Source organism: Aeromonas sp. ASNIH4, assembly GCF_002934425.1.
GTDB classification, from domain to species: Bacteria; Pseudomonadota; Gammaproteobacteria; order Enterobacterales; family Aeromonadaceae; genus Aeromonas; species Aeromonas hydrophila.
This window is the reverse complement of record NZ_CP026217.1, coordinates 4,496,501-4,521,301: the sequence shown is the minus strand read 5'-3', so window position 1 is coordinate 4,521,301 and position 24,801 is coordinate 4,496,501. Positions and strand designations below refer to the sequence as shown.

At 60.5% G+C, this 24,801-nt stretch carries 23 protein-coding genes, 2 other RNA genes and 1 pseudogene; 11 read left to right on the top strand and 15 right to left on the bottom strand.

Annotated features, from left to right (window positions below; translation table 11 throughout):
- Window positions 1–73: 73 nt before the first annotated feature.
- The 13 genes from C2U40_RS21230 to C2U40_RS21170 all read right to left on the bottom strand — a co-directional run bounded on the left by C2U40_RS21230 (window position 74) and on the right by C2U40_RS21170 (window position 7,120).
- Window positions 74–595 carry a hypothetical protein gene (locus tag C2U40_RS21230; protein WP_103827760.1) on the bottom strand — a complete coding sequence of 174 codons (522 nt, stop codon included), beginning with the start codon at window positions 593–595 and terminating at the stop codon, window positions 74–76.
- The gene (locus tag C2U40_RS21225) at window positions 592–1,104 is read right to left on the bottom strand and encodes a hypothetical protein (RefSeq protein ID WP_103827761.1); all 513 of its coding nucleotides are present in this window, start codon (window positions 1,102–1,104) and stop codon (window positions 592–594) included. Before C2U40_RS21225 ends, C2U40_RS21230 begins: the two co-directional genes overlap by 4 nt.
- The gene (locus C2U40_RS21220) at window positions 1,097–1,351 is read right to left on the bottom strand and encodes a hypothetical protein (RefSeq protein ID WP_103827762.1); all 255 of its coding nucleotides are present in this window, start codon (window positions 1,349–1,351) and stop codon (window positions 1,097–1,099) included. The genes C2U40_RS21225 and C2U40_RS21220 overlap by 8 nt, the downstream gene beginning before the upstream one ends.
- Entirely contained in the window at window positions 1,348–1,554 is a 207-nt protein-coding gene (locus tag C2U40_RS21215; RefSeq protein WP_094697715.1) for a hypothetical protein, read from the bottom strand. Before C2U40_RS21215 ends, C2U40_RS21220 begins: the two co-directional genes overlap by 4 nt.
- A gap of 35 nt (window positions 1,555–1,589) precedes the next feature.
- Window positions 1,590–1,662: hammerhead ribozyme type II (locus tag C2U40_RS21210), an RNA gene on the bottom strand.
- A gap of 12 nt (window positions 1,663–1,674) precedes the next feature.
- A complete protein-coding gene (locus C2U40_RS21205; RefSeq protein ID WP_103827763.1) occupies window positions 1,675–1,857 on the bottom strand; it encodes a hypothetical protein in 183 nt (60 codons plus the stop codon).
- A gap of 132 nt (window positions 1,858–1,989) precedes the next feature.
- Window positions 1,990–2,673, bottom strand: coding sequence for a DUF2786 domain-containing protein (locus C2U40_RS21200; protein WP_103827764.1), 684 nt, complete (start codon window positions 2,671–2,673; stop codon window positions 1,990–1,992).
- 191 nt (window positions 2,674–2,864) lie between these two features.
- Window positions 2,865–2,936: hammerhead ribozyme type II (locus C2U40_RS21195), an RNA gene on the bottom strand.
- 3 nt (window positions 2,937–2,939) lie between these two features.
- Window positions 2,940–3,563 carry a DUF3164 family protein gene (locus C2U40_RS21190; protein ID WP_103827765.1) on the bottom strand — a complete coding sequence of 208 codons (624 nt, stop codon included), beginning with the start codon at window positions 3,561–3,563 and terminating at the stop codon, window positions 2,940–2,942.
- A 23-nt stretch (window positions 3,564–3,586) separates the two neighbouring features.
- Window positions 3,587–3,844, bottom strand: coding sequence for a hypothetical protein (locus tag C2U40_RS21185; protein WP_103827766.1), 258 nt, complete (start codon window positions 3,842–3,844; stop codon window positions 3,587–3,589).
- A complete protein-coding gene (locus C2U40_RS21180) occupies window positions 3,841–4,770 on the bottom strand; it encodes an AAA family ATPase (protein WP_103827767.1) in 930 nt (309 codons plus the stop codon). The genes C2U40_RS21185 and C2U40_RS21180 overlap by 4 nt, the downstream gene beginning before the upstream one ends.
- 4 nt (window positions 4,771–4,774) lie before the next feature.
- Window positions 4,775–6,784 carry a transposase domain-containing protein gene (locus tag C2U40_RS21175; RefSeq protein ID WP_158656456.1) on the bottom strand — a complete coding sequence of 670 codons (2,010 nt, stop codon included), beginning with the start codon at window positions 6,782–6,784 and terminating at the stop codon, window positions 4,775–4,777.
- 39 nt (window positions 6,785–6,823) lie between these two features.
- Window positions 6,824–7,120: a helix-turn-helix domain-containing protein gene (locus tag C2U40_RS21170; RefSeq protein ID WP_103827791.1), complete on the bottom strand. Its 297-nt coding sequence runs from the start codon at window positions 7,118–7,120 to the stop codon at window positions 6,824–6,826.
- A 187-nt stretch (window positions 7,121–7,307) separates the two neighbouring features.
- Here C2U40_RS21170 and C2U40_RS21165 point away from each other — a divergent pair, with 187 nt between their 5' ends.
- A complete protein-coding gene (locus C2U40_RS21165) occupies window positions 7,308–8,069 on the top strand; it encodes a LexA family transcriptional regulator (RefSeq protein ID WP_103827769.1) in 762 nt (253 codons plus the stop codon).
- 262 nt (window positions 8,070–8,331) lie between these two features.
- Here C2U40_RS21165 and C2U40_RS21160 read toward each other — a convergent pair.
- Window positions 8,332–8,817, bottom strand: a pseudogene (locus tag C2U40_RS21160) (AraC family transcriptional regulator); the annotation flags it as partial.
- A gap of 146 nt (window positions 8,818–8,963) precedes the next feature.
- Between C2U40_RS21160 and yqhD the strand changes: the two are divergent.
- The 7 genes from yqhD to C2U40_RS21125 all read left to right on the top strand — a co-directional run bounded on the left by yqhD (window position 8,964) and on the right by C2U40_RS21125 (window position 19,116).
- Window positions 8,964–10,127 carry an alcohol dehydrogenase gene (gene yqhD / locus C2U40_RS21155; protein WP_026080327.1) on the top strand — a complete coding sequence of 388 codons (1,164 nt, stop codon included), beginning with the start codon at window positions 8,964–8,966 and terminating at the stop codon, window positions 10,125–10,127.
- Between the two features lie 507 nt (window positions 10,128–10,634).
- On the top strand, window positions 10,635–12,161 hold the full coding sequence (pntA, locus tag C2U40_RS21150) for a Re/Si-specific NAD(P)(+) transhydrogenase subunit alpha (RefSeq protein WP_011707743.1): 1,527 nt from the start codon (window positions 10,635–10,637) through the stop codon (window positions 12,159–12,161).
- Between the two features lie 11 nt (window positions 12,162–12,172).
- The gene (gene pntB, locus C2U40_RS21145) at window positions 12,173–13,657 is read left to right on the top strand and encodes a Re/Si-specific NAD(P)(+) transhydrogenase subunit beta (RefSeq protein WP_041216802.1); all 1,485 of its coding nucleotides are present in this window, start codon (window positions 12,173–12,175) and stop codon (window positions 13,655–13,657) included.
- 96 nt (window positions 13,658–13,753) lie between these two features.
- Complete coding sequence (locus C2U40_RS21140; protein ID WP_029302296.1) at window positions 13,754–14,506, top strand: substrate-binding periplasmic protein; 753 nt, start codon at window positions 13,754–13,756, stop codon at window positions 14,504–14,506.
- Between the two features lie 311 nt (window positions 14,507–14,817).
- Window positions 14,818–16,125, top strand: coding sequence for an L-cysteine desulfidase family protein (locus tag C2U40_RS21135; protein WP_162517019.1), 1,308 nt, complete (start codon window positions 14,818–14,820; stop codon window positions 16,123–16,125).
- A gap of 165 nt (window positions 16,126–16,290) precedes the next feature.
- Window positions 16,291–17,691: an L-cystine transporter gene (locus C2U40_RS21130; protein WP_103827771.1), complete on the top strand. Its 1,401-nt coding sequence runs from the start codon at window positions 16,291–16,293 to the stop codon at window positions 17,689–17,691.
- A 96-nt stretch (window positions 17,692–17,787) separates the two neighbouring features.
- Window positions 17,788–19,116 carry a CoA-disulfide reductase gene (locus C2U40_RS21125; RefSeq protein ID WP_103827772.1) on the top strand — a complete coding sequence of 443 codons (1,329 nt, stop codon included), beginning with the start codon at window positions 17,788–17,790 and terminating at the stop codon, window positions 19,114–19,116.
- A gap of 140 nt (window positions 19,117–19,256) precedes the next feature.
- Here the strand turns inward: C2U40_RS21125 and C2U40_RS21120 are convergent, their stop codons facing one another.
- Window positions 19,257–20,012, bottom strand: a complete 756-nt coding sequence (locus C2U40_RS21120) for an outer membrane protein assembly factor BamD (protein ID WP_029302292.1) — start codon at window positions 20,010–20,012, stop codon at window positions 19,257–19,259.
- Between the two features lie 117 nt (window positions 20,013–20,129).
- On the opposite strand from C2U40_RS21120, the gene rluD reads away from it, so the two are divergent.
- From rluD to clpB, 3 genes are all read left to right on the top strand, one after another.
- Window positions 20,130–21,110: a 23S rRNA pseudouridine(1911/1915/1917) synthase RluD gene (gene rluD, locus C2U40_RS21115; protein WP_011707736.1), complete on the top strand. Its 981-nt coding sequence runs from the start codon at window positions 20,130–20,132 to the stop codon at window positions 21,108–21,110.
- 185 nt (window positions 21,111–21,295) lie between these two features.
- Window positions 21,296–22,033, top strand: coding sequence for a peptidoglycan editing factor PgeF (gene pgeF, locus C2U40_RS21110; RefSeq protein ID WP_103827773.1), 738 nt, complete (start codon window positions 21,296–21,298; stop codon window positions 22,031–22,033).
- A 171-nt stretch (window positions 22,034–22,204) separates the two neighbouring features.
- Complete coding sequence (gene clpB / locus C2U40_RS21105) at window positions 22,205–24,778, top strand: ATP-dependent chaperone ClpB (protein WP_024945187.1); 2,574 nt, start codon at window positions 22,205–22,207, stop codon at window positions 24,776–24,778.
- The last annotated feature ends 23 nt before the right edge of the window (window positions 24,779–24,801 follow it).

Here is a 24,801-nt window from a genome sequence, read left to right as displayed (position 1 = left end):
AATTTGCGAACAAAACACCAACAAAAAAGGCACCAAACGGTGCCTCATGAAAGGGGGTAAAACAGGAAGTGGCCTATCGGGTAGCCTGCGCGGCTTGACTCAGTTGCAGCGCTTGCTTGAACTCATGTTCATCAATCACCGTCGCGTTCGGGGCACGCAGCAGGGTGGTAAAGTAAAACTGGCCATCATAGCCAAAGAAGGTTGAACCGGCCTTGGCCACCGCTGGCATATCAACCCCCAACGCCTCCCACAGCGGGGCCAGCCTGGCACGGTCTACCGTCACGGCTGGACGACCATCAGGGAAGCGCTCACGCAGCTGGGCACCTGTTTTTAACTGGCCCTTGGGCACATACTGCCTGGGCACCCTGACCCCACCATAGCCGGGCTCACTCCATAGCGCTTTATCACTCCGGTCATCAAAATGGCGGGGGGCTATCCCCACCAGGATCTGACCATAAACAGAGGCACCATAGACCGGTTCAGCATCCAGCGACTCGGCAAAGGCGCGGGCGGCCTGCTGCATCGCCTTCAGCTCTTGATGGTACTGGCACCAGGCTTGCCAAACTGGCACATCATCACAGCGGTAAAACATCATTGGGTGCCTCCTTTAAGGGCATTCAAACGGGATGTTAACTGGCGATTCTCCTGCTCCAGTGTCACCACCTGTGACCCCAGATTGACGATCTCCTGGTAAAACAGCTCGGTGCCTACCTCCAACGCGGTCAGGTGTTCGAGATTGCGTTGCTTATTGCAACTGCTGCCGCAGCATTGCTCGATGTCATGGCGGCCAGAGTGCTCGATCGCCTGTTTAACCAGAACTACAAGCGGGCTCTGTGCTGGGGTGCCTTGCGCATGGATCTCCTCCTGGAGTCGCTTCAACTCGTGATAGGCGTGGGCATTGTTGGGCAGACTCATCATCAGGTCATCCAGCTTGCGTTCGGCGATACTGGCCTTGCGGGCCGCCATCGAGGCGAACGACAACACATCGGTGATCACCTCATACAGCTGCTGCCCAAGCGGGGTGGTGTAGCCAGCAAGGGCGGGAAACTCCCGCTTGCCCAGCCAGGTCACGATCTCGCTTACTTCTCTCTCTTGCTCAGTCATGATGGACTCCGCGAATACGATAGATATTGACCCAACCACGACGCGGGCTGCGGCCTTGATACAGATGGGTTTCAGGGGCTTTGACGGCACTCACCGGACAGGTGTCGCTTTTGCACATCTCGCACAGGCAGGTCACCAGATTCTCGCGCCCCGAGATAGCCAGCTCCTCAAGCACGCCCGCCTCGATCATCTGGCTGGCGGTCATCGGGGGGCGCTGCGCCATCCAGGCCAGCAGTTCGGCCCTCATGGCGACACCTTTTGAATGTCGCGGCCCAGTTGGCCAGCGGCCATAAAGGCTTCACGGGCCAGCCGATGCTGGTTGAGACGGCGGGCCCGATGGGCAAAACGCACCAGGCGCACGCGAACCCGCACCATGTCCCGCAAGGACAAGGCGATACAGTAGGCTTCAAACAGCTTGGTCAGCTGCATAGACAGGTTGTGATAGGTCATTGTCCTCTCCTTGTTGTGGGAGATGACAACCGGGATCCAGGCTGCTCATCAGTACCCGATCACCACATCGGGTAGACCATCCCGCCAGGTGGCGGGGTGGTTTCGCTTGTTATTGCACTGTTACGCAATAACCATTTTCAACCACGTCATGGGCGTGCATCCCCACCCCAACCATTTTTTCAATGCACGTAATATGTCCTGTTTGTTCTGGCACCTGCATTCGGCCACGAATGCTTCCAGATGTTTTTTTGCCAGTAATTCGGCCTCTACTTCAGTGACAAAAGCCTTTGTGTTTTTCATCATTCCCCCTTCATCAAGCCAGCAGATTTATGCCAATTGCCAAGGCAAGAAGATTAAGACCTATCCAAAAAGAGGCGATTCGCCAACATTCCCATCGCTTAACCAGAGCGTCTAACTCATTGCCTAGCCCAACTCTCATAACACCTCCAGCTTCCCTTGCTCTTGACCTGCCACCCCGGCATTGAGCTCCACATCCTGCCCAGCGCGGTATCCATCAAACATGGAGTTGTGATCCCGGCGATTACCGCCAGCCTCACGCGCAGTTGCCTGTTTGAGCTTGGGGTGGTTCTGCTCCATGAACTGCTTGACCAGGGCGGATTCTTTCTCGCTGGGTACGAGCTGCTGCACCTTGGCCCACACTGCCCGGCACCACCCTTCACAAAACAGATCCGCTCTGGTGGTCTTGGTGGTTGTCTTCATCCGCTTGTTCAAACCGGCCAGGTACTCACGGCGGGCCTTGCCCAACCGGCGAGCCAGCACTTCATAGACACACCCGGCGATCTCGGCACGTTCTGCCGGGCCAATGAACGACACCCTGACAGCACCGAAGATCTCACGCTGGTACATCACCTCAACCCCGAAGGCATCCCCAACCAGGGAGATCAGCATGTGGCTCCACTGGGGTTGTGTTCTGCTTTGGTTAGCACACTTGGCCCACTGCTGCCCGATGCAGCTCAGTTCGATATCGGTTTCTGTGAGGCCGTTCGCCGCCATCAGCGCCTGCACCTTGGCCATGGCATTGGCCGCTTCGTGCTGGTTGCCGCTGGCCGCCAGGGCCAGCAGTTTCTTGATCTTGTCGAGAATGCGTTTGTTGCTCATCTCTTCTCCTATTGGCTTGCTCATCCATTCCTGACCACTGATCGCCGCCACTGAGGGCAATGCTTATCCAGCCACGCCTCTGCCTCTTCCCGCGTGAGCGGGACAGGTTTCTTACCCTTGCTCACCCGTGTCGCGAACTTCATCACGTAGGTGACTAACGAGGCGCTACCGCCTTGGTCACTCATCACTCCTCCTGGCTGCTCATCAGTACCCGATCACCACATCGGGCAGACCGGCCCCATGACTGGGGCGCGGTTTCGCATGGGTTACAGGGCTGCGAGATCCAGCGGGATAGAGACCATCCGCCCTTCTTCGTCCTTGACCAGGAACCGGACGTAAGCCTTGGTGCCGGAAACGATGATCGAGTCAGCAATGGCCTGCATGGCACGGGTCCACCGTTCGTCATCGATCTTGAGCTTGCGCAGGGAGAGGATGCGGCCTGTGTTGACCTTGCCTTCCCGGTCAACCTCAAAGGCGTCCTGAATGATGGCCACCAGATTCTGGTTGGCACCGGCAGACCACTCCTTCAGGCACTCATCGATGATGTCCTTGGCCACTTGCAGCTCCGGGCCAAAACGCAGCTGGTCAGCCATCTGAATACGGATCTGCTCAGACCCGTCAAAGGTGCCAAACGTCACGTTGCCCTTCTGGCCACCAGGCTGGCGGTCATACTTCTCTGCCACCAGATCCAGCCAGGCGTGGCAGTTGCCAAAGGTGGTCTTCTTGAAGCGCTTCATCAGGTCGCGCAGTTCGCGGGCTCCCTGGCACTGCTCTTTCACGAAGGCATCCATCTCCAGGTCGTAGGCATCGACCATGCTTTGGGGCACCAGACGGCCCTTACGGTCTTTCAGGTAGCCAGCGGGAATGGTCATCTCTTGTTGTACGGTCATGGGGTTGTCCTCTTACTTGGTTGTTACTGTTTGTTCAGGCTGATGGTGCGCCAGATAACCCGGCAGCCATCCACATTCGCTACATAGGCCATGTTCACCTGGCCACCGATGATCTCTTTGATTTCGAAGGCCTTGTCCCGCAGGCCCAGCGGCGGTTTATCGACTTCAAGCATCGGGGTGGCAAACCCCAGCTTGGCGCTCAGTACCGTGCATTGGCGGCTCGCCATCTGGCGGCTGACCTGCTCGGCCAGGCGCACCTTGTCACTCAGTTCCATCTTCATCTCGCGACAACTCCTATGTGGTTCCAGGCTGCCTTGATGTGCTCCAGAGAGAGCGTTTGGCTGGCGCTGGTGGCGATAGAGGTAGCGACTTGCAGCAAGCGATAGAGCGAGCGCAGAGCCCCTACAGATTGCGGGATCTTGTCGTAGGCAAAGCGGACGACCTCCTTGTCTTCGATCCCCCAGACACTCAGATAACTGGCGATGTCTTCACGGCTCACCGTTGGCAGTTCCAGGCAGCTGATGACCCGTGACCACACTGGGTTCATGTCCACTGCGGTACGGGGGGCACTCATCCGGGTTTTCACCACGTCATTGCCCAGCAGCACCACCCCGATACGGTCATCCGTCAGTACCCGAATGCCGTTGAGGATGCGTTCGGACAGGTATTGCGCTTCATCGATAAGCAGCAGGCCGTTGGTGCCGCTGATGCGCTGGGCAATGGCCTCACTCATCCGGGCGCGGGTCATGCCGTGGCAGGCGATCTTCAGCTGGTCACACAGCCCTTGCAGCACGGCCATCTCGTTGTTGCGAAACGGGTCTGCCGTGAAGATCCACACATTGCTGTTCTCGGACTGGTAGTGGCGGGCGGTGGTGGTCTTGCCGACACCGGCACCCTTGTAGACCAACCCCCAGGCACGCAGAGCCTGCGCGGTCTTCATCACGTTCTGGATGCGTACCGATGTCGGCAACGGCAACCATTCATCCTTGGGGCCACGCACCAGGTCTTGGGTTTTGGCGCTCTCTTCACGGGTCTTGAGCCACTTCTCCAGCTTGGCTAGATTGCGCTCGACATTGCCCTTGTAGGTGCCCGCCATCAGGGCGCTCAGTACCGCTTCGCTCATCCCGGCCTGTTTGGAAACCTGCACCTGGGTCAATTCGCTATCTGCTGCCAATGCGGCATTTACTCGGTCAATCACAGTGGTCATGGCGTCAGTCCTTCTTTCCAAATAGGTCAATCAATGTGTCGGTAAAATCGATGCTGTCTGCTGGGCTCATCGGTGTGGTGTCACACCCTGCCGCCCGCTTGAAGGCCATCTGTTCGGGCAACCTCGGTAGCTCTGGCATCATCTGCACCAAGCCAGGGGCCACGCCTTGCGCGGCGCTCTCGTCTTCATTCTCTTGCCGCTTCAAGGCGGCATTGCGCAGTTGGTCGGCAACCTCTGCTGGTGTCATCATCTCGGCGGTGCTTTGCATCAGCTCGACTCTGCCCATCACCTCTTCTTGTGCCAGCCGTTGCAGGCGGGCCCCGCGCTGGTCGTTGTAGCCAACGTCCTCCAGAATGGGGATAAGGCCGATAAGCGATCCCTTCTCGTCGTAGGCATACACCCCCGAGTGCAGGTTGAAGGGGTCGAACCGTAAGGACACCTGAGTGCCGATGTGTGGGTAGAGCAGAGCGCTGTGATAGCGGTTGCAATCGCCCAAGGGCGTTTGGCCTGCTTTGAGCGCAATCAATCCGCCCTCGTTAACCCTGCACTGCTCGGTGCGCATCAGACAGAGCAACAGTTGCTGTTCGGTGGCCTTGCGCACGCTGACCTGGCTGTAACTCTCTTCGAACACCTGGCGATAACTGAGTCCGCGAGCCTTGGCCATTTCACTGCGCCGTCCGGTGCGACTGTTCCAGGCTTCAATTTCTTCCGCCAACACCGCTAAAAAGGTTTCCAGCGGGATGGCATTCTTCTGTGAGTCCGCGTAGTGGGCGGGTTTCTTCTCCACCGAGTCGCCAACGGTCGCCAGGCTGAATGCCGGATGCCTGTCCACGTATTCACCCAGGCCACTCTTACCGTTAAAGGCCCGTTCAATCGGTTTGGCCCGCGCGTTACCCTTGTTACCAGCGGTATCCGCCTCCACGCGGGTCCAGGTCACCTCTACCCCCAGCGCCTTCATCGCCCCTTCGACCTCTGCCGAGTCGAACTTCTTGTGCTTGCGATCCCGACCACTGGGGCGGTGCATCCGGCCAGTCATCGCCTGACTCAGTGCCGCACTGCCTCGGTCAAGGGTGCAGGCATCAGGCACGCCGTAACGGCTGACCATCTGGTGCAGGGCGAGCCCCAGCATGTCGGTGTTTTCACTCACATCGACGCAGTAAGAGAGCAGCATCGAGCTGTAAACGTCCTGGAAGAACCAGGTGGTGGGGCGCACGATCTCACCGTTGGGTAGTGCCACCCACAGGTTGTGGGTGTAACCGTCGCCGTTGACGTGAGCCAGGGCGTGCAATCCCACGCGGGTCCGGCGCTGGGCAGGCACCAGAGTCTGCTTGGCCTTGAACACCCCGCCGCGCATCGCCACCCTCAACTCCAGCGGGATATGGGTTTTAATGCGATTCTTGATGGTGTCGATACTGGGTACTGCCCAACCGTTAAGGGCTGCCGCCCGAGTCAGTCGCTCATAACAGGCCTGAACGCTGGGAGCATCACTGCGCAGCCAATCCCCTTGAAAGAAGGACCATGCCTCCGGGCTTAACTCGGCACGCCGTTTGGTATTGAGGCCGTTCTCATCGACCAGGGCCGCCAGCCAATCCTTTTTATCAATCCGCTTCAGCCCCGGTTTGACATAGAACCAGCGGGTCAGGTTAGAGGCCGCAACGCCGGTCTTTTCGGCCACTTCAGCCATGGCCTTTTTGATGCCCATGCCGTGACGTTCAACCAGATCCGCCACCATCAGGCACACCTCAAACCGACGACTGGCCTCCTGTCGCTTCTTCTCGCTCGATTCCTGATAGGTGAGCCACAACTCCTCACTGCCGATCTCGATACGGGTCTTCACTTCACCTTTCTTGAGATCCTTCACCTGCTGGTGGAGCAAGTGGGCACGGGTCTCCGGTGGCAGGCAATCGATGTGGTACTCGAAGCCTTTGCCTTTGGCCCTGTCCTGACGCCAAGAAGGGTTGGCCGAGCTGCAACGTTCCAGGACTAACCGAGTGTTCTGCCTTGTACTTGGCATTCCTGGTTTGCCAACTAAATCGGATACTTTGAAAAACATTTAAGCCACCAAAGATGTTTTTATTTTTTCAGCCAACTCAATTGCCATCTGCTTTTCTTCTAAGCGTTTTGCTCTTTGCTCATACCTTGTCGGCCAGATGATTTCCGGATTAACGCCAATGAATTCAGCGATAATGCGTTCACCTCGTGGGTAGCAATCTTGATTAAGAGCATTCCTGAGAGTTGTTCTTCCGAGTCCCACATAGGCAGACAACTCCGCAAGGCTCATGCCTCTAGCCTTCACTTCCGCTAAAATTTTCTGCCTCGACCAATCTAGGTCTGATCCTTTTCTGCTCATTTTGTTGTACCCTCGGCGCATAACACTTTTACTTAGTCGTGCAGTTAACTAACCGCCTTTAACTCTTGAGCTAAGTATTGATCTGTTTATGACTCACGTAAAGCATAAAAAGAGCATTGCATTCGAAAAAGTGCATCTTTTTAGACTCACTGATTTTTTTCCTTTTCAAATCAACGAGATATAGAAAATGCAACCCGAACACAAAAGTGATCAAAAAACATTGCATTCAGGGAGTGAGGAATGGAATGTGAGTGATCGAATCAAAGAGGTGATTGGAAAAAGAAGCATAAGACAAGCGGCCAGTGACTGGGGTCTGCCATTCGCAACAGTGAACAACTGGCTAAAGGGAGCAATGCCAGCCTTAGACACGATTGCTGAGATATCGAAAAAAGAGGGCGTCAGCCTGGAATGGATCGCTTATGGGAAAGGTGCAAGCACTACACAGACTCAAACACAGTGTGCAAGCGAGCCAGAGCAGCCATATAACGCCAACGACATGGATCACCTGGCCAAGGTGCCAACATTCAACGTAGAGGCATCAGCGGGGGCAGGAGCGTGGATCAATGCAGAGAACATCTGTGATTACTGGTATGTGCCAAGAACCTGGCTGCGCCTGGAGCGTCTGGAGCACGCCGAGCTATGCATCATCAACACCGTTGGTGACAGCATGGCCCCGCATATCAACAACGGCGATCGCCTGCTGGTCAAAACCAACATTGATAGAGAGCTCGCCCTCAATGGCGTATACGTCATCAATCTGGATGGCCACCTGAGGGTAAAGCGCCTGGAGTTCACGCTGTCCCCAATCGGCTATAGAGTCATAAGTGATAACGAACTGTACCCGCCAGAGTTCGTTCCGGCAGCAGAGCTGACCCAGCGCCTGTACGTCATAGGTGAAGTCGTGCGTGTATTCGGCCAGCCAGCCAAACCAACACCGCCTATTCAGTAAAGATGCGCTCTGGAGCGCCTAGAGCTGATGGTGAGAGATAACGAGGCCAGCAGGAATAGAATGGTGTAGCGGAAGTGGGGCCCAGCCCCATTATCTTTATCTGATTCAGGTTCATAGCTGCTCCATGCACAACCTGAATTTCATGGATCACGAGAAAAGGATCCATCCCCTCTCAAACCTCACTTAAACCCTTATTCAACGGGGCTTCAAGAGAGGTTCACCATATTGATCTCATAGGTTCATATCTAGATCACCCCCTCACCCGCACCGTCTGCGGCCCCAGTACACGGGCGTGATGGGGTTTGTCCATCAGATCGATCAGCCGCTCGGCGGCGCAGAACATGTCCTCCGACAGCGGCACCGAGTGCACACCGCTTTTTTGCGGGGCGGGGGCGGGCAGGGCATCCCCCAGCTCCAACAGCAACTCCTGCAGGGTCACCAGGTTGATCTCGAGGGAGAAGCCGATGAGGGGCTGCTCAGGGGAGGCGAAGCACTCGCACTCGCAGGGCAGCGGCAGGGTCATCAGCAGGTAGTGATTGGGGTCGTAGCGAAACACCTGGTCCGCCAGATAGCCCACCTTGTGCCCCTGCAGGATCACTATCATCCGCGGTTGATAGAGCACCGGGGTGCGGCCGTGGTATTCGGTGGTGTAGATGAGGCTCACCTGACCCACCGGCGAGGGGGTGATGCCGGGGGCGGTGACGTGGCGGGCCAGCTTGGCGGCGAGATCGGTGTAGCGGGTCTGCATGGGATACTCTTGGGTTCTGTTTTGGTTGCTTTGTAGGAATAGGCAAAAATAAAGCAGGATGTTGCCTTGATGGTATTGGTTGTCTGGAGAAAAATGCAATCACATTTTTGCGGCCAAGCCGCCAGATACTCACAAAGGCAATGTCGATGAACAACTTTACCCTGCATACCCCGACCAAGATCCTGTTCGGCAAGGGCCAGGTCGCTCAGCTGCGTGAACAGCTGCCGCGCGATGCCCGCATCCTCATCACCTACGGCGGCGGCAGTGTGGTGCGCAGCGGCCTGCTGGCCCAGATCCGCAGCGAGCTGGCCGGCATGACCCTGTTTGAATTCGGTGGCATCGAGCCCAACCCCACCTATGAAACCCTGATGGGAGCGGTCGAGCTGGCCCGCGCCGAGCGGGTCGACTTCCTGCTGGCCGTTGGCGGCGGCTCCGTGCTCGACGGCACCAAGTTCATCGCCGCGGCCGCCCACTATGATCCAGCCCGGGATCCCTGGCACATCCTCGAGACCGTGGGCAACGAAGTGCGCTCCGCCATCCCGCTCGGTGCCGTGCTGACCCTGCCGGCCACCGGCTCCGAGATGAACATGGGCGCCGTGGTGACCCGTCGCAGCAGCGGCGACAAGGTGCACTTCTTCTCGCCGTTCGTGATGCCGCGCTTCGCCGTGCTCGATCCTGTGTTGACCTACACCCTGCCGGCCCGTCAGGTGGCCAACGGGGTGGTGGATGCCTTCATCCACATCCTGGAGCAGTACCTCACCTATCCGGTCAACGCCAAGGTGCAGGATCGCTTCGCCGAAGGTCTGCTGCTGACCCTGCTGGAAGAGGGCCCCAAGGCGCTGGTAGAACCGGAAAACTACGAGGTGCGCGCCAACATCATGTGGAGCGCCACCCTGGCGCTGAACGGCCTGATCGGGGCCGGCGTACCGCAGGACTGGGCGACCCACATGCTGGGCCACGAGATCACCGCCCTGCACGGCCTTGACCACGCCCAGACCCTGGCGGTGGTGCTGCCGGCCCTGCTGCAGGCCAAGCGCCAGCAGAAACACGCCAAGCTGCTGCAATACGCCGAGCGGGTGTGGGATCTGCGCAGCGGCAGTGAAGCGGAGCGCATCGATGGCGCCATCGCCGCCACCCGCGACTTCTTCGAGCGGATGGGGGTCAAGACCCGGTTGCGGGATTACGGTGTGGCGGACGCAGGAATTGATACCCTGCTCGGCAAGCTGGCGGAACACGGCATGACCGCCATCGGCGAGCACGGCGATATTGACCTGGTGCAGAGCCAGCATATTTATGAGGCGGCCTGGTAAGCGGGGCGCACTGGCCCGCCACCATCGAAACGATTAAATAGCAGGGGCCGGATCCGCTCGTTTGGCGGGTAGCCGGCCCCTTGTCTGTTACAAAACAGTTACTTTTTTCGTTTTCGGCCCGATATCTGTGATCGGTGCGGATTTCGTAAGAACAAAAAGCGCTAAGATAGAGGGCCGGTAAAACATTTTTTTTGACTGGTTGGATCACTTTTTCCAGCGCTTTTTACTGGTATAAGTCGCTAATTTGGTTTGTTTTTTTAAATCATGGTCCGGGACGGGCTGAATTCTGTACGCGCCCCGCCGGGACTGCGGTTGTAATAAAACTCCAAAATTTGATACTAATCACCTTCGCGCCTGAAAAGCGGGGGCCTGGCCATGACAGGAGGTTGAGGTAAAGCCTACTGATTTTCATAACAAAGGGCCCGTGACCTGCACTTTGGTCATGTCTTGTTTCGCCAGAAATGCGACACTGGGCAGCGATTGTTTATTAACCATCAGGGAATAGTCATGCAGATTGGAATACCGAGAGAGAGTCTCGCCGGTGAGACCCGGGTCGCAGCGACCCCGGCCACCGTTGAGCAGCTGAAAAAGCTCGGCTTCGAGGTCGCCATCGAGGCCGGTGCCGGCCTGCTGGCCAGCTTCGATGATGCCGCCTTCGAGGCTGCCGGTGCCAGCGTGGTGCCGAGCGTCTGGCAAGCCGACCTCATCTTCAAGGTCAATGCGCCGACCGATGCCGAGATCGCACAAATTAAAGATGGTGCCACCCTGGTGAGCTTCATCTGGCCTGCCCAGAACCCTGAGCTGGTCAAGAAGCTGTCCGCGCGCAACATCAATGTGATGGCGATGGACATGGTGCCGCGGATCTCCCGTGCCCAGTCCCTCGATGCCCTCTCCTCCATGGCCAACATCGGTGGCTATCGCGCCGTGGTGGAAGCCGCGCACCAGTTTGGTCGCTTCTTCACCGGCCAAATCACCGCAGCCGGCAAGGTGCCGCCCGCCAAGGTACTGGTGATCGGTGCCGGCGTAGCCGGTCTGGCCGCCATCGGTACTGCCGGTTCCCTCGGTGCCATCGTGCGGGCATTCGATACCCGTCTGGAAGTGGCCGAGCAGATCGAGTCCATGGGTGGCGAGTTCCTCAAGCTGGACTTCGGTGGCGAGGATGGCTCCTCCTCCGACGGTTACGCCAAGGTGATGAGCGAAGAGTTCATCGCGGCCGAGATGGCGCTGTTTGCCCAGCAAGCCAAGGAAGTGGACATCATCATCACTACCGCCCTGATCCCGGGCAAGCCGGCCCCCAAGCTGATCACCAAAGAGATGGTGGACAGCATGAAGCCAGGCTCGGTGATCGTGGACATGGCTGCCCAGGCTGGCGGCAACTGCGAATACACAGTGCCGGGTGAACTGCATGTCACCGGCAACGGCGTCAAGGTGATCGGTTACACCGACCTGCCGGGCCGCCTGCCTGCCCAATCCTCCCAGCTCTACGGTACCAACCTGGTCAACCTGATGAAGCTGATGTGCAAGGAGAAGGACGGCAACGTTGCCATCAACTTCGAAGACGTGGTGCAGCGCAACATGACGGTGATCCAGGCCGGTGAAGTGACCTTCCCGCCGCCCGCCATCTCGGTCTCTGCCGCCCCGCAAAAACCGGCTGCCGCCAAACCGGCCGCCAAGAAGGAAGCGGCCAAGCCTTCCAACAAGAAGTTTGTGTTCGGTGCCCTCGGCATCGCTGCCTTCGGTTGGGTTGCTGCCGTGGCGCCTGCGGCGTTCCTCTCCCACTTCACCGTATTCATCCTGGCCTGCGTGGTCGGTTACTACGTGGTGTGGAACGTCTCTCACGCCCTGCACACGCCGCTGATGTCGGTCACCAATGCCATCTCCGGCATTATCGTGGTCGGTGCCCTGCTGCAGATTGGGCAAGGGTCGACCCTGGTCACCGCATTGGCCTTCGTCGCCGTGCTGATTGCCAGTATCAACATCTTCGGTGGCTTCACCGTCACTCAGCGCATGCTGAAGATGTTCCGTAAGGATTAAGGGGGTTTAACGTGTCTCAAGGACTGGTAACAGCATCCTATATCGTTGCCGCCGTGCTCTTCATCCTCAGTCTCGCGGGACTGTCGAAGCAAGAGACGGCCAAGCATGGCAACCTGTTCGGTATCGCGGGGATGGCCATCGCCCTGCTCGCGACCGTGTTCAACCCGGAAACCAGTGGCGTGCACTGGATCATTCTGGCCATGGTGATCGGTGGTGCCATCGGCGTGCGTCTGGCGCTCAAGGTTGAGATGACCGAGATGCCCGAGCTGGTGGCCGTGCTGCACAGCTTCGTGGGTATGGCGGCCGTGCTGGTGGGCTTCAACAGCTTCATCGATCTGCACCCCTCCGCGCCCGCTGAAGTGGTCGTGTCTGTTGGCTCGAACCTGGATGCCACCCTGGCAGCCGCCCGCGCGGCGTTCGAGCAGGCGGCAAGCATAGCCCAGGTCGAGCACCTCTCCGGCGCCATGCTGAACATCCACCTGGTCGAGATCTTCCTCGGCGTCTTCATCGGTGCGGTGACCTTCACCGGTTCCGTGGTGGCGTTTGGCAAGCTGCGTGGTCTCATCTCCTCCAAGCCGCTGATGCTGCCGCATCGCCACAAGCTGAACCTGTTGGCCGTGGTCGCCTCGCTGGCGCTGATGGTCTATTTCGTCAACGCGGGCGGTTCTACCTTCGCCCTGCTGGTGATGACCCTGATCGCCTTCGCCTTCGGCTGGCACCTGGTGGCCTCCATCGGTGGCGCCGACATGCCGGTGGTGGTTTCCATGCTGAACTCCTACTCCGGTTGGGCGGCAGCGGCGGCGGGCTTCATGCTCTCCAATGACCTGCTGATCGTGGTGGGTGCGCTGGTGGGTTCCTCCGGTGCGATCCTCTCCTACATCATGTGCAAGGCGATGAACCGCTCCTTCATCTCGGTGATCGCCGGTGGCTTCGGCTCCGACGGCGTGGCCTCCACGGCCGACCAGGAGATGGGCGAATACCGCGAAACCAGCGCTGAAGACGTGGCTGACCTGCTGAAGAACTCCAGCTCCGTCATCATCACCCCGGGCTACGGCATGGCGGTGGCACAGGCTCAGTATCCGGTGGCCGAGATCACCCAGAAGCTGCGTGATCGCGGCGTCAAGGTGCGCTTCGGTATCCACCCGGTGGCCGGTCGTCTGCCAGGCCACATGAACGTGCTGCTGGCGGAAGCGAAAGTCCCGTATGACATAGTTCTGGAAATGGACGAGATCAACGAAGACTTCAGCGATACCGACACCGTATTGGTGATCGGTGCCAACGACACCGTCAACCCGGCCGCCATGGAAGATCCGGGCAGCCCCATCGCCGGCATGCCGGTGCTGGAAGTGTGGAAGGCGCAGAACGTCATCGGCTTCAAGCGCTCCATGAACACTGGCTATGCCGGTGTGCAGAACCCGCTGTTCTTCAAGGAGAACACCCAGATGCTGTTTGGCGATGCCAAGGCCAGCGTCGAGGCTATCCTGAAAGCGCTGTAAGCGCCGGAGAGGAAAGCAAAAAAGGAGGCTCCGGCCTCCTTTTTTATTACTCACTTTTTGGTATATCCTCAGCCAATACACAGAGGAGATCACTGCATGGTGTGGCGTAAAGGATGGATCCTGCTTTGCCTCTGGTGGGGGTGGGCGGCACAGGCAAGCGAGCCACCGACCCTGACCCTGCTGACTGAGCTGTGGCCGCCCTATGTGATGCGGCTCGATGACGGCAGCCTGGGCGGTGCCGATCTGGAGCTGGCCCGCACCGTGCTCAAGCGGATGGGTTACCAGACCACGGTCAAGGTACTGCCTTGGAAGCGGGTGCTGCAGGAGGCCAGGCTCCAGCGCGGCGATGCCATCGTCGATGCCTTCTTCGAGGAGCGCCGGCTGGAGTGGTTGCACTATCCGGATGAACCCCTCTCCCAGAGCGGGGAAGTGCTCTTCTTCCCGCTCGCCAGACCCGTCGACTTCCAGGGGCTGGCCAGCCTCAAGGGGCTGCGTATCGGCACCCAGACCGACTACGCCTACGGTGAGGAGTTCCTCACCTCGGCCCTGTTTACCCGGGTGGCCATGACCGGGGAAAGCAACATGATCAAGCAGTTGCACCTGATGATGGCGGGGCGGCTCGATGGGGTCGTGATGAACCAGATGGTGGGCCGTTACCTGCTCAAGGGACAGGGGCTGCAGGATCAGGTTGGCCACAGCGAAAAACTGGTGAGCGAGAGCAACCGCAATTTTCTCGCCTTTACCCACAGGCCCGGCAACGAGCGGCTGGCCTATCAGTTCTCCCTCGCCCTCAAGGCCTTCAAGCAGACCCCCGAATATCAATCCCTGCTGACCCGTTACGGGCTCTGACGCCTCCCGCTGCCGGCTTAACCAGGTCGGCCGCGACCTGCCGTGCGCTTGTTCACATTTTGTGGCACTTCACCGCCAGTTGGGCATAATGCCTGCGCAAAAAGCGAAGTGGCTCAAATTTATTTGAGTCCTATTGCTTTAGAGTTAACAAAAGTTGATCGGATTGCCCAACGACTCAGGCGGCCCCGATCATCGGCTCGGCCCTCGACCGGCTGCAGCCGACCCGGCATCTCCCGCCATACTGGTTATATGTCGCTCCGCCATTGTGGAGCGGACAGCACAATGACAAGCCCGCATCGGGCACCGTGAACATGAGACACATCGCAATGAAAGCACAATGGACCGACTTTATTACCCTGCTCAAGCGTGAAGTGGTGCCGGCCCTTGGCTGCACCGAACCCATGTCGGTGGCGCTGGCGGCGGCCAACTGCCGCAAGCTGCTGGGGCAGGTGCCGACTCGCGTCAGCGTCTGGGTCAGCGGCAATCTGTTCAAGAACGGCATGGGGGTCGGTGTGCCGGGTACCGGCATGATAGGTCTGCCGGTGGCGGCCGCCGTCGGCATCACCGGTGGCAACCCGGATGCCGGGCTGGAGGTGCTCAAGACTCTCACGCCGGATCAGGTCGACGCCGCCAAGGCGCTACTGCCTGCCATCAAGGTGGATGTGAAGGACGTGCCGGACGTGCTCTACGCCGAGGTGCTGGCACAGGTGGAGGGGCACAGTGCCCGGGTGGTGATCTGCACCGATCATACCCGCATCATCCTGATGGAGCGCGACGGCGAGGTGCTGATGGCGCAGGACAGCGCCCCCGGCGTGCAGATCCAGGCCGCCCCTTCCAGCAAACCAGCCATGACCCTGCGCGAGATTGTCGAGTTCGCCCTGCAGGTGCCGCTGGCCGAGATCGACTTCATCCGCGAGGCGGCCACCATGAACCAGGCGCTGGCAGATGAAGGGCTGCAGGGGTATGGCCTGCGTATCGGCAAGATCCTCACCGAGCAGGTGGAGCGCAAGCTGCTCTCCGATGATCTGATGACCCTGGCCATGCGTTTGTCGTCCGCCGCCTCCGATGCGCGGATGGACGGCGCCATGCTGCCCGCCATGTCCAACTCGGGCTCCGGCAACCAGGGCATTGCCGCCACCATGCCGGTGGTGGCGGCCGCCCGTTTCCTTCAGGCGAGCGACGAGCAGCTGACCCGGGCGCTGGTGATGAGCCACCTGGTGGCCATCTACATCAAGACTTACCAGAACAAGCTGTCGGCCCTCTGTGCCGCCAGTACCGCCGCCATGGGGGCGGGGGCTGCCATCACCTGGCTGCTGGGCGGCCAGTTCGAGCAAATTAGTCACTGTATCAACAACATGATCGGCGACGTTTCCGGTATCATCTGCGACGGCGCGGGCAGCGCCTGTTCCATGAAGGTCTCTACCTCCACCTCGGCGGCGGTCAAATCGTCGCTGATGGCCATCAACAACCTGCACGTGCCCCAGAGCGAAGGCATCGTCTCCGACGATGTGGATCAGACCATCGCCAACCTGGGTCGCCTCTCCAAACAGGGGATGCTGGATACCGATATCGAGATCATCAACATCATGCGGGCCAAGCAACAAGGCAAGGCCGAGTGATGCAAGAGGGTGGCGCAGGCCACCCTCCGTTTTTCTGCCTGTTGACGCCACCCTGGTCACACCGGGGGGCGGGCCGCCACGATGCGGCGCGTTTCAGGGGAGAGTGCGCACTGGGCACTCGCCCGTACACCTCGGGCCCGGCCCGATCATTTGGGGAATATCGTCATGACTCTTAGCGTTATAGGTAATCTGGCCATCCTGGTCATGTTGCTGCTGTTTCTCTATCGGTTGCAGCAAACCCACGTCAGCTTCACCCGCCGGGTCTTCTCGGGGCTGGGGTTGGGCATCCTGTTCGGCGCCGCCCTGCAGCTGCTCTACGGCGCCGGTTCCGACGTGCTGGTACAGACCGGCGACTACCTGGACATCGTCGGCAGCGGCTATGTGAAGCTGCTGCAGATGATCATCACGCCGCTCATCATGGTCTCCATCATCGGGGCCATCCTCAAGCTCAACGGCGGCACCGCGCTCGGCAAGATCAGCGCCATGACCATAGGCGTGCTGATCTTCACCACCATGATTGCCGCCGGGGCGGGCATCCTGATGTCCAACCTGTTCGGCCTGACCGCCGAGGGGCTCACCGCCGGCGCCGCCGAGACCGCCCGCGGCGCGGCCCTGCAGACCACCCTCGGCAGCGTCGAGAGCATGTCCTTTGCCAAGATGGTGCTGGAGTTCATCCCGGCCAACCCCTTCCTCGACATGACGGGCGCGCGCAAGACTTCCACCATCGCCGTGGTGATCTTCTCCATCTTCATCGGCCTCTCCGCCACCGGTATCGCCCGCAAGAAGCCGGAGATCTTCGCGAGTTTCGGTCACTTCATGCAGGTTGCCCACGTCATCGTGATGCGGATGGTGACCCTGGTGCTGCGCCTCACCCCCTACGGCGTGCTGGCGCTGATGACCAAGGTGGTGTCCGGCTCCAACTATGCCGATATCATCAATCTGCTCAGCTTCGTCATGGCCTCCTACGGCGCCATCGCCATCATGTTTGCGGTGCACCTGCTGCTGGTGAGCCTGGTGGGCATCAACCCGGCCCGCTATCTGAAGAAGATCATGCCGGTGCTGGCCTTTGCCTTCACCTCCCGCACCAGTGCGGGCTCCATCCCGATGAACGTGCAGACCCAGACCAAGGCGCTCGGCATTCCTGAGGGGATTGCCAACTTCGCCGCCTCGTTCGGTTCGACCATCGGCCAGAACGGCTGCGCCGGCATCTATCCGGCCATGCTGGCGGTGATGATTGCGCCGACCGTGGGGGTCAACCCCATGGATCCGGCCTTCATCATGACCCTGATCGCCATCATCACCGTCAGCTCGTTCGGGGTGGCCGGCATTGGCGGCGGTGCCACCTTCGCCGCCTTGATCGTGCTCTCCGCGCTGGACTTCCCGGTGGCGCTGGCCGGTCTGCTCATCTCCATCGAGCCGCTGATCGACATGGGCCGTACCGCCCTCAACGTCTCGGGCTCCATCACCGCCGGTACCGTTACCAGCCGTCTGCTGGGGGAGACCGACATGGCGGTGTTCAACAGCGAGCACGAGGTGTGTCTGGACGGCGAGGAGTCCACCATCTGATCCGCCAGTCCGGGGGAGTCGACTCTTGCCCCGGCGAGCAACCAATGAAGAGAGCGGGGAGGGCATGCCCTCCCCGTTGCATGGAAAGGAGCGAGTATGAGAATCGTGATCATCGGTGGCGAAGCCGCCGGCATGAGTGCGGCCGCCAAGGCGCGCCGACTGGCCAAAGAGGCTGAGATAGTGGTGTATGAGGCATCCGAGGTGATCTCCTTCGGTGCCTGCGGTCTGCCCTACTTCGTTGGCGACGAGTTTCAGGAGCCCGGCTACATGGCCGAGTTCACCCCGGAGCAGTTCGCCGCCAAGGGGATCGAGGTCAAGACCGGCCACCGGGTGCTGGGCCTGGATGCCGCCGCGCAGACGCTGACAGTGGAGCACAAGGGCGACACCTTCACCGATCGCTACGATCGGCTGATGATCGCCACCGGCGCCCGCGAAGTGATGCCCCCCATCCCCGGCCTGCAGCAGGAGGGGGTATTCGGCCTGCGCCGGATGGCCGACGGACTGGCGCTGAAGGCCGCGGTGCAGGACAAGGCCAACACCCGTGCCCTGGTGATCGGTTCCGGCTTTATCGGGCTGGAGGTGGTGGAGGCGCTGGTGCATCAGGGCAAAGAGGTGCGTCTGATCGAGCTGGCGGAGCGGGTCATCCCCGACGCGTTTGATGGCGAGATCACCCAGCACATCGAAACCGAACTGCGCGAGCAGGGGGTCTCCCTTCATCTCGGCGAGCGAGTTGAAGTGCTGCTGGGGGAGGGCCGGGTGACCGGTGTGCGTACCAGCCATGGCGAGTACGAGGCCGACATCGTGGTGGTCTGCACCGGGGTCAAACCCAATACCGAGTTCCTGGCCGATACCGGTATCGAGCGGCTCGGCAACGGCGCCATCAAGGTGGACCGGCAGGGGCGCAGTTCGCTGGCCAACGTCTGGTCGGCCGGTGACTGTGCCAGCGTCTGGCACGCCGTGAAGCAGCAGCAGGTCTATGTGCCGCTCGCCACCATCGCCAACAAGCTGGGCCGCATGGTGGGCGAGAACCTGGCGGGGGCCGAGCAGGAGTTCCCGGGCACTCTGGGTTCTGCCGCACTCAAGGTGCTGGGGCTGGAGGCAGGCCGTACCGGTCTCTCCGAGCAGGAGGCCAAGGCGATGGGCATCGATTACCGCACCGTGGTGATCAAGGACAAGTGCCACACCAACTACTGCCCGGGTCAGTCCGACATTCACGTCAAGCTGGTCTACGAGGCAGGCAGCAAGTGGCTGCTGGGGGGGCAGATCCTCGGTCGCAAGGGGGCGGTACACCGCATCGATGCGCTGGCGGTCGCCATCACCATGGGGGTGACCACCGAGCAGCTCGGCATGCTGGACTTTGCCTATGCGCCGCCCTTCTCCCGCACCTGGGATGTGCTCAACGTGGCGGGCAACGTCGCCAAGTAACGCACGGCATGAAGGCGTGACTGATGTGCGCCGTCTTTCCCCATGCCGCCGGCACGAGGGGAAGGGGCATGTCGTCCATGAACAGCGCCCATAAAAAAACCGGAGCCAGTGGCTCCGGTTTTTCATTGCGTTGCTGCGAGTCAGCCGCGGCCGAGACGATTGTCCGGGTAGTTCTTGGCCAGCACTTCGCGGGCATGCTGGGCCAGGGTCGGCATCTTCAGGCTGTCGTAGGATTCAACCATGATCTCCAGCGCTTTCTCGGTTTCGGCCGTGTCGGGATAGGTCTCGACGATCAGCTTGGCGCGGTTGGCGGCGGCGATCAGCGCATCGCGCTTCACGTAGTACTCGGCCACGCTCAGGTCGTAACGGGCAAGCCGGTTCTTCAGACCGATCATGCGGGCACGTGCGTCGGCGGCATAGACGCTGTTGGGGTAGTTCTGCAACAGGGTCTTGAAGTCCTGGAAGGCCTGACGGGCATAGGAGGGGTCTTTGTCGTCCCGATTGATGCCCAGGAAGTCCTGGAAGAAGTTGTAATCGCCGGCCATGTTGGTCAGACCGCGCATGTAGAAGACGTAGTCGATATTTTTATGCGCCGGATTGAGGCGGATAAAACGGTCGATATTGGCGATCGCCTGGGCAGTATCATCCTGCTTGTAGTAGGCGTAAATGAGGTCGAGCTGAACCTGGTTGGAGTAGGCGCCGAAAGGATAGCGCGAGTCCAAAGCTTCCAGTAACTCGATAGCATTCAGGTAGTTACCGGCATCCAGCTTGAGGCGTGCTTTCTGGTACAGGGTCTCCGGCGGTTCGTCCGGTACCTTGGGTTTGGTGCTGGAACAGCCTGTGATCAAGGTAGCGACCAAGGCGAGCGACATCAGCAGGTGAGACTTCTTTCCCATCAACAACATCCGGTCCATTTCCACGAAATTGGCAAAGTATCCGTTATGCTTGGCTAAAAGAAAAGCTAGAATACCCGGATTATTTCGAATTGATACCCCCCGCTCAAGAGACCATACATGAGCCAGCATATTGAACTGACAGGCGAATTCCAGGATCACCAATTCGGGCAGCGACTCGACCAGGCCCTGGCCGAATTGTTTCCAGACTACTCCCGTACCCGCATCAAGGAGTGGATTTTACAGGACAGAGTGACCCTGGATGGTCAGGTTGCCAATACCCCGCGCGAGAAAGTGCTGGCCGGGCAGAAGGTACATGTGGATGTCGAGCTGGCGGATGATACCCGTTGGGATGCCCAGAACATCGAGCTCAACATCGTCTATGAAGATGAACACATTCTGGTGATCGACAAGCCGGCCGGTCTGGTGGTTCACCCGGGCGCCGGCACGCCGGATGGCACCATTCTCAACGCCCTGCTGCACCGCTACCCCGCCATCGCCGAAGTGCCCCGCGCCGGTATCGTGCACCGTCTGGATAAAGACACCACGGGTCTGATGGTGGTCGCCAAGACCATTCCGGCCCAGACCCACCTGGTGGAAGCGCTGCAGGCGCGCCAGATCACCCGTGAGTACGAAGCCATCGCCATCGGTCACATGACCGCCGGCGGCACCGTCGATGCCCCCATCGGCCGTCACCCGACCCAGCGTACCCACATGGCCGTGGTGCCCAATGGACGCGAGTCCGTCACCCACTACCGGGTGCACGAGAAGTTCCGTGGCCACACCCGTCTGCGACTGCGACTGGAAACCGGTCGTACCCACCAGATCCGTGTCCACATGGCCCACATCAAGCACCCGCTGGTGGGGGATCCCGCCTACGGTGGCCGTCTGCGTCTGCTGCGCAACGCCACCCCCGAGCTGACCGAGGCCCTGCGTGGCTTCCATCGTCAGGCACTGCATGCCACCATGCTGAAGCTGGCACATCCCATCACGGGTGAAGTGATGGAATGGCACTCCCCTACGCCGCAGGACATGCTGGACCTGATGGAAGTGCTGCGAGCTGATACCCTGGCCAATCCGGACGATTTAGTCTGGAATTGATGAACTGATGGAAGTGCTGCACACCAAGATCACCCTGGCCAATACAGATGATCTGGTCTGGAACTGATGAAGAGGGCGGCTCTGCGACGATTCCTGCCGTAACCCGCCCTGCATGACCTGATATGGGGCCCCTTGACTGGTTGCAGCCAAGGGGCCCCGTTTTATATGAAGGAAAGGAGCCACAGATGAAATGGATCGAACCCGACTGGCCGGCACCGGCCAAGGTCAGCGCCCTGTCGACCACCCGTGACGGCGGTATCAGCGAGGGGGTCTTTGCCGGCCTCAATCTGGGGGCCCACGTGGGGGACGAGCCGGCCAGGGTCGAGACCAACCGGACCCGGTTGCAACAGGCGGCGGGGATCCCCGGCACTCTCAACTGGCTCAATCAGGTGCACGGTACCGCGGTGCATCCCGTCAGTCGCGACTATGGCTGTGTGCCGGATGCGGATGCCGCCTGCGCCCGTGAGGCGGGTCAGGCCTGCATCGTGATGACCGCCGACTGCCTGCCGGTGCTGTTCTGCGATCGGGCCGGTACCGTGGTGGCCGCCGCTCACGCCGGCTGGCGCGGGCTACAGGGTGGCGTGCTGGAGGCGAGCATCGCCGCCATGGGCTGCGAGCCGAGCGAGATCCTGGCCTGGCTGGGTCCGGCCATCGGCCCCACTGCGTTTGAAGTGGGTGGCGAGGTGCGCGAAGCCTTTATGGCCGAGCAGGCCGAGGCGGCGGCTGCGTTCGCCTCTTCGCCTAACGAAGGGAAATGGCTGGCGGATATCTACCAGCTGGCCCGGCTACGCCTCGCCCGCGCCGGTGTCACCGCCGTCTATGGCGGCGAACATTGCACCTTCAGCGACAGCGAACAGTTCTACTCTTATCGTCGCAACGGCCAGACCGGCCGCATGGCTTCGATAATCTGGCTGGCGCCCTGACGACGCTCCCCGCCCTGCATCTTGCCGGGCGGGGATCCTGCCTGCTTCCCGCTTTGCAGAAAAAATAACCAGCTCCGCCCCTTGAAATAGTCCGTACGGGCCTCATCTTTCATCTCAGAAAGTTATGTTGTTTGCCGCGCAAGCGGCGTCTGTCTTGAAAGGGGGAGTGCAATGCGCCTCGATCGCCTGACCAGCAAATTCCAGATTGCTATTTCCGATGCCCAGTCTTTGGCGCTGGGTCGTGACCACCAATTCATCGAACCCGTTCACCTGATGACCGCCCTGGTCAATCAGGATGGCGGCTCCATCCGTCCGCTGCTCACCCTGACCGGGATGGACATCAATTCTCTGCGCTCGCGCCTCGGCGAGGAGCTGGATCGCCTGCCGCGCGTCAGCGGCGTGGAAGGGGACGTGCAGCTCTCCAACGGCCTCGGCCGGCTGCTCAACGTCTGCGACAAGCTGGCTCAGCAGCGCAAGGATCAGTTCATCTCCTCCGAACTGTTCGTGCTGGCGGCCCTCGACGAGAAGGGGACGCTGGGCGAGCTGCTGCGTGCTCAGGGGCTGACCAAGGAAAAACTCGAAGCGGCCATCGACAAGGTGCGTGGCGGCAAGAAGGTGGAGGATGCCAACGCCGAGGAGAATCGTCAGGCGCTGGAGAAATACACCATCGATCTGACCGAGCGGGCCGAGATCGGCAAGCTCGACCCGGTGATCGGCCGGGATGACGAGATCCGCCGTACCATTCAGGTGCTGCAACGCCGTACCAAGAACAACCCGGTGCTGATCGGTGCCCCCGGCGTCGGCAAGACCGCCATCGTCGAAGGGCTGGCCCAGCGCATCATCAATGGCGAGGTGCCGGAGGGGCTCAAGAACAAGCGGGTGCTGTCGCTGGACATGGGGGCGCTGGTGGCCGGTGCCAAGTATCGCGGTGAGTTCGAGGAGCGGCTCAAGGCCGTGCTCAACGATCTGGCCAAGGAGGAGGGCAACGTCATCCTCTTCATCGACGAGCTGCACACCATGGTCGGCGCCGGCAAGGGTGAAGGCGCCATGGATGCGGGCAACATGCTCAAACCGGCGCTGGCCCGTGGCGACCTGCACTGCGTCGGCGCCACCACCCTGGACGAGTACCGTCAGTACATCGAGAAGGATGCCGCGCTGGAGCGCCGTTTCCAGAAGGTGCTGGTGGAGGAGCCGAGCGTGGAGGACACCATCGCCATCCTGCGCGGCCTGAAGGAGCGTTATGAGCTGCACCACCATGTGCAGATCACCGACCCGGCCATCGTGGCGGCGGCCCAGCTGTCGCACCGCTATATCGCGGATCGCCAGCTGCCGGACAAGGCCATCGACCTCATCGACGAGGCGGCGGCCAGCATCCGGCTGCAGATCGACTCCAAGCCCGAGTCCCTCGACCGGCTCGAGCGGCGCATCATCCAGCTCAAGCTGGAGCAGCAGGCGCTGATGAAGGAGGACGATGACGCCAGCCGCAAGCGGCTCGAGCTGATCAATCAGGAAATCAGCGAAAAAGATCGTGAATACAACGAGCTGGATGAGGTGTGGAAGGCCGAGAAAGCCGCCCTCGCCGGCACCCAGCACATCAAGGCGGCCCTCGAGCAGGCCCGCCAGGATCTCGACGTGGCGCGCCGCGCAGGCGACCTGGGTCGCATGTCCGAGCTGCAGTACGGCCGCATTCCGGAGCTGGAGAAACAGCTGGATCTCGCCACCCAGGCGGAGATGCAGGAGACCAGCCTGCTGCGCAACCGGGTCACCGACGTGGAGATCGCCGATGTCTTGGCCCGCTGGACCGGCATTCCGGTGGCCCGCATGCTGGAAGGGGAGCGCGACAAGCTGCTGCGGATGGAAGATCAGCTGCACAGCCGGGTGATCGGCCAGGAGGAGGCGGTCGAGGCGGTTTCCAACGCCATTCGCCGCTCCCGCGCCGGGCTTTCCGACCCGAACCGCCCCATCGGCTCCTTCCTGTTCCTGGGGCCCACCGGGGTGGGCAAGACCGAGCTGTGCAAGGCGCTGGCCGAGTTCCTGTTCGATACCCAGGACGCCATGGTGCGGATCGACATGTCGGAGTTCATGGAGAAACACAGCGTGGCCCGTCTGGTGGGGGCGCCTCCGGGATACGTGGGTTACGAGGAGGGCGGTTATCTGACCGAGGCGGTACGCCGTCGCCCCTACTCGGTGATCCTGCTGGATGAAGTGGAGAAGGCACACCCGGATGTGTTCAACATCCTGCTGCAGGTGCTGGACGATGGCCGCCTGACCGATGGTCAGGGTCGTACCGTCGATTTTCGCAACTCGGTGGTGATCATGACCTCCAACCTCGGGTCGGATCTCATTCAGGAGCACCACTCCGAGAAGGATTACGACGAGATGAAGGGCATGCTGATGGAGGTGCTGACCCGCAGCTTCCGGCCGGAGTTCATCAACCGGATCGACGAGACCGTGGTGTTCCACCCCCTCGGCGAGGAGCACATCAAGTCCATCGCCCGCATCCAGCTCAAGAGCCTGATGGGTCGTCTCGAGGCCCAGGGTTACGAGGTGGAAGTGAGCGAGGCGCTGCTCGAGAAGCTGGTGCACGCCGGGTTCGATCCCGTCTACGGGGCGCGTCCCCTCAAGCGGGCGATCCAGCACAAGGTGGAGAACCCGCTGGCACAGGCGCTGCTCTCCGGCCGCATCGTGCCGGGCAAAAAGCTGGTGCTGGGGGCCGACAGCAATGGCCTCACCATGACCCAGTAACGGGATTGTCGATGAAAAACGCA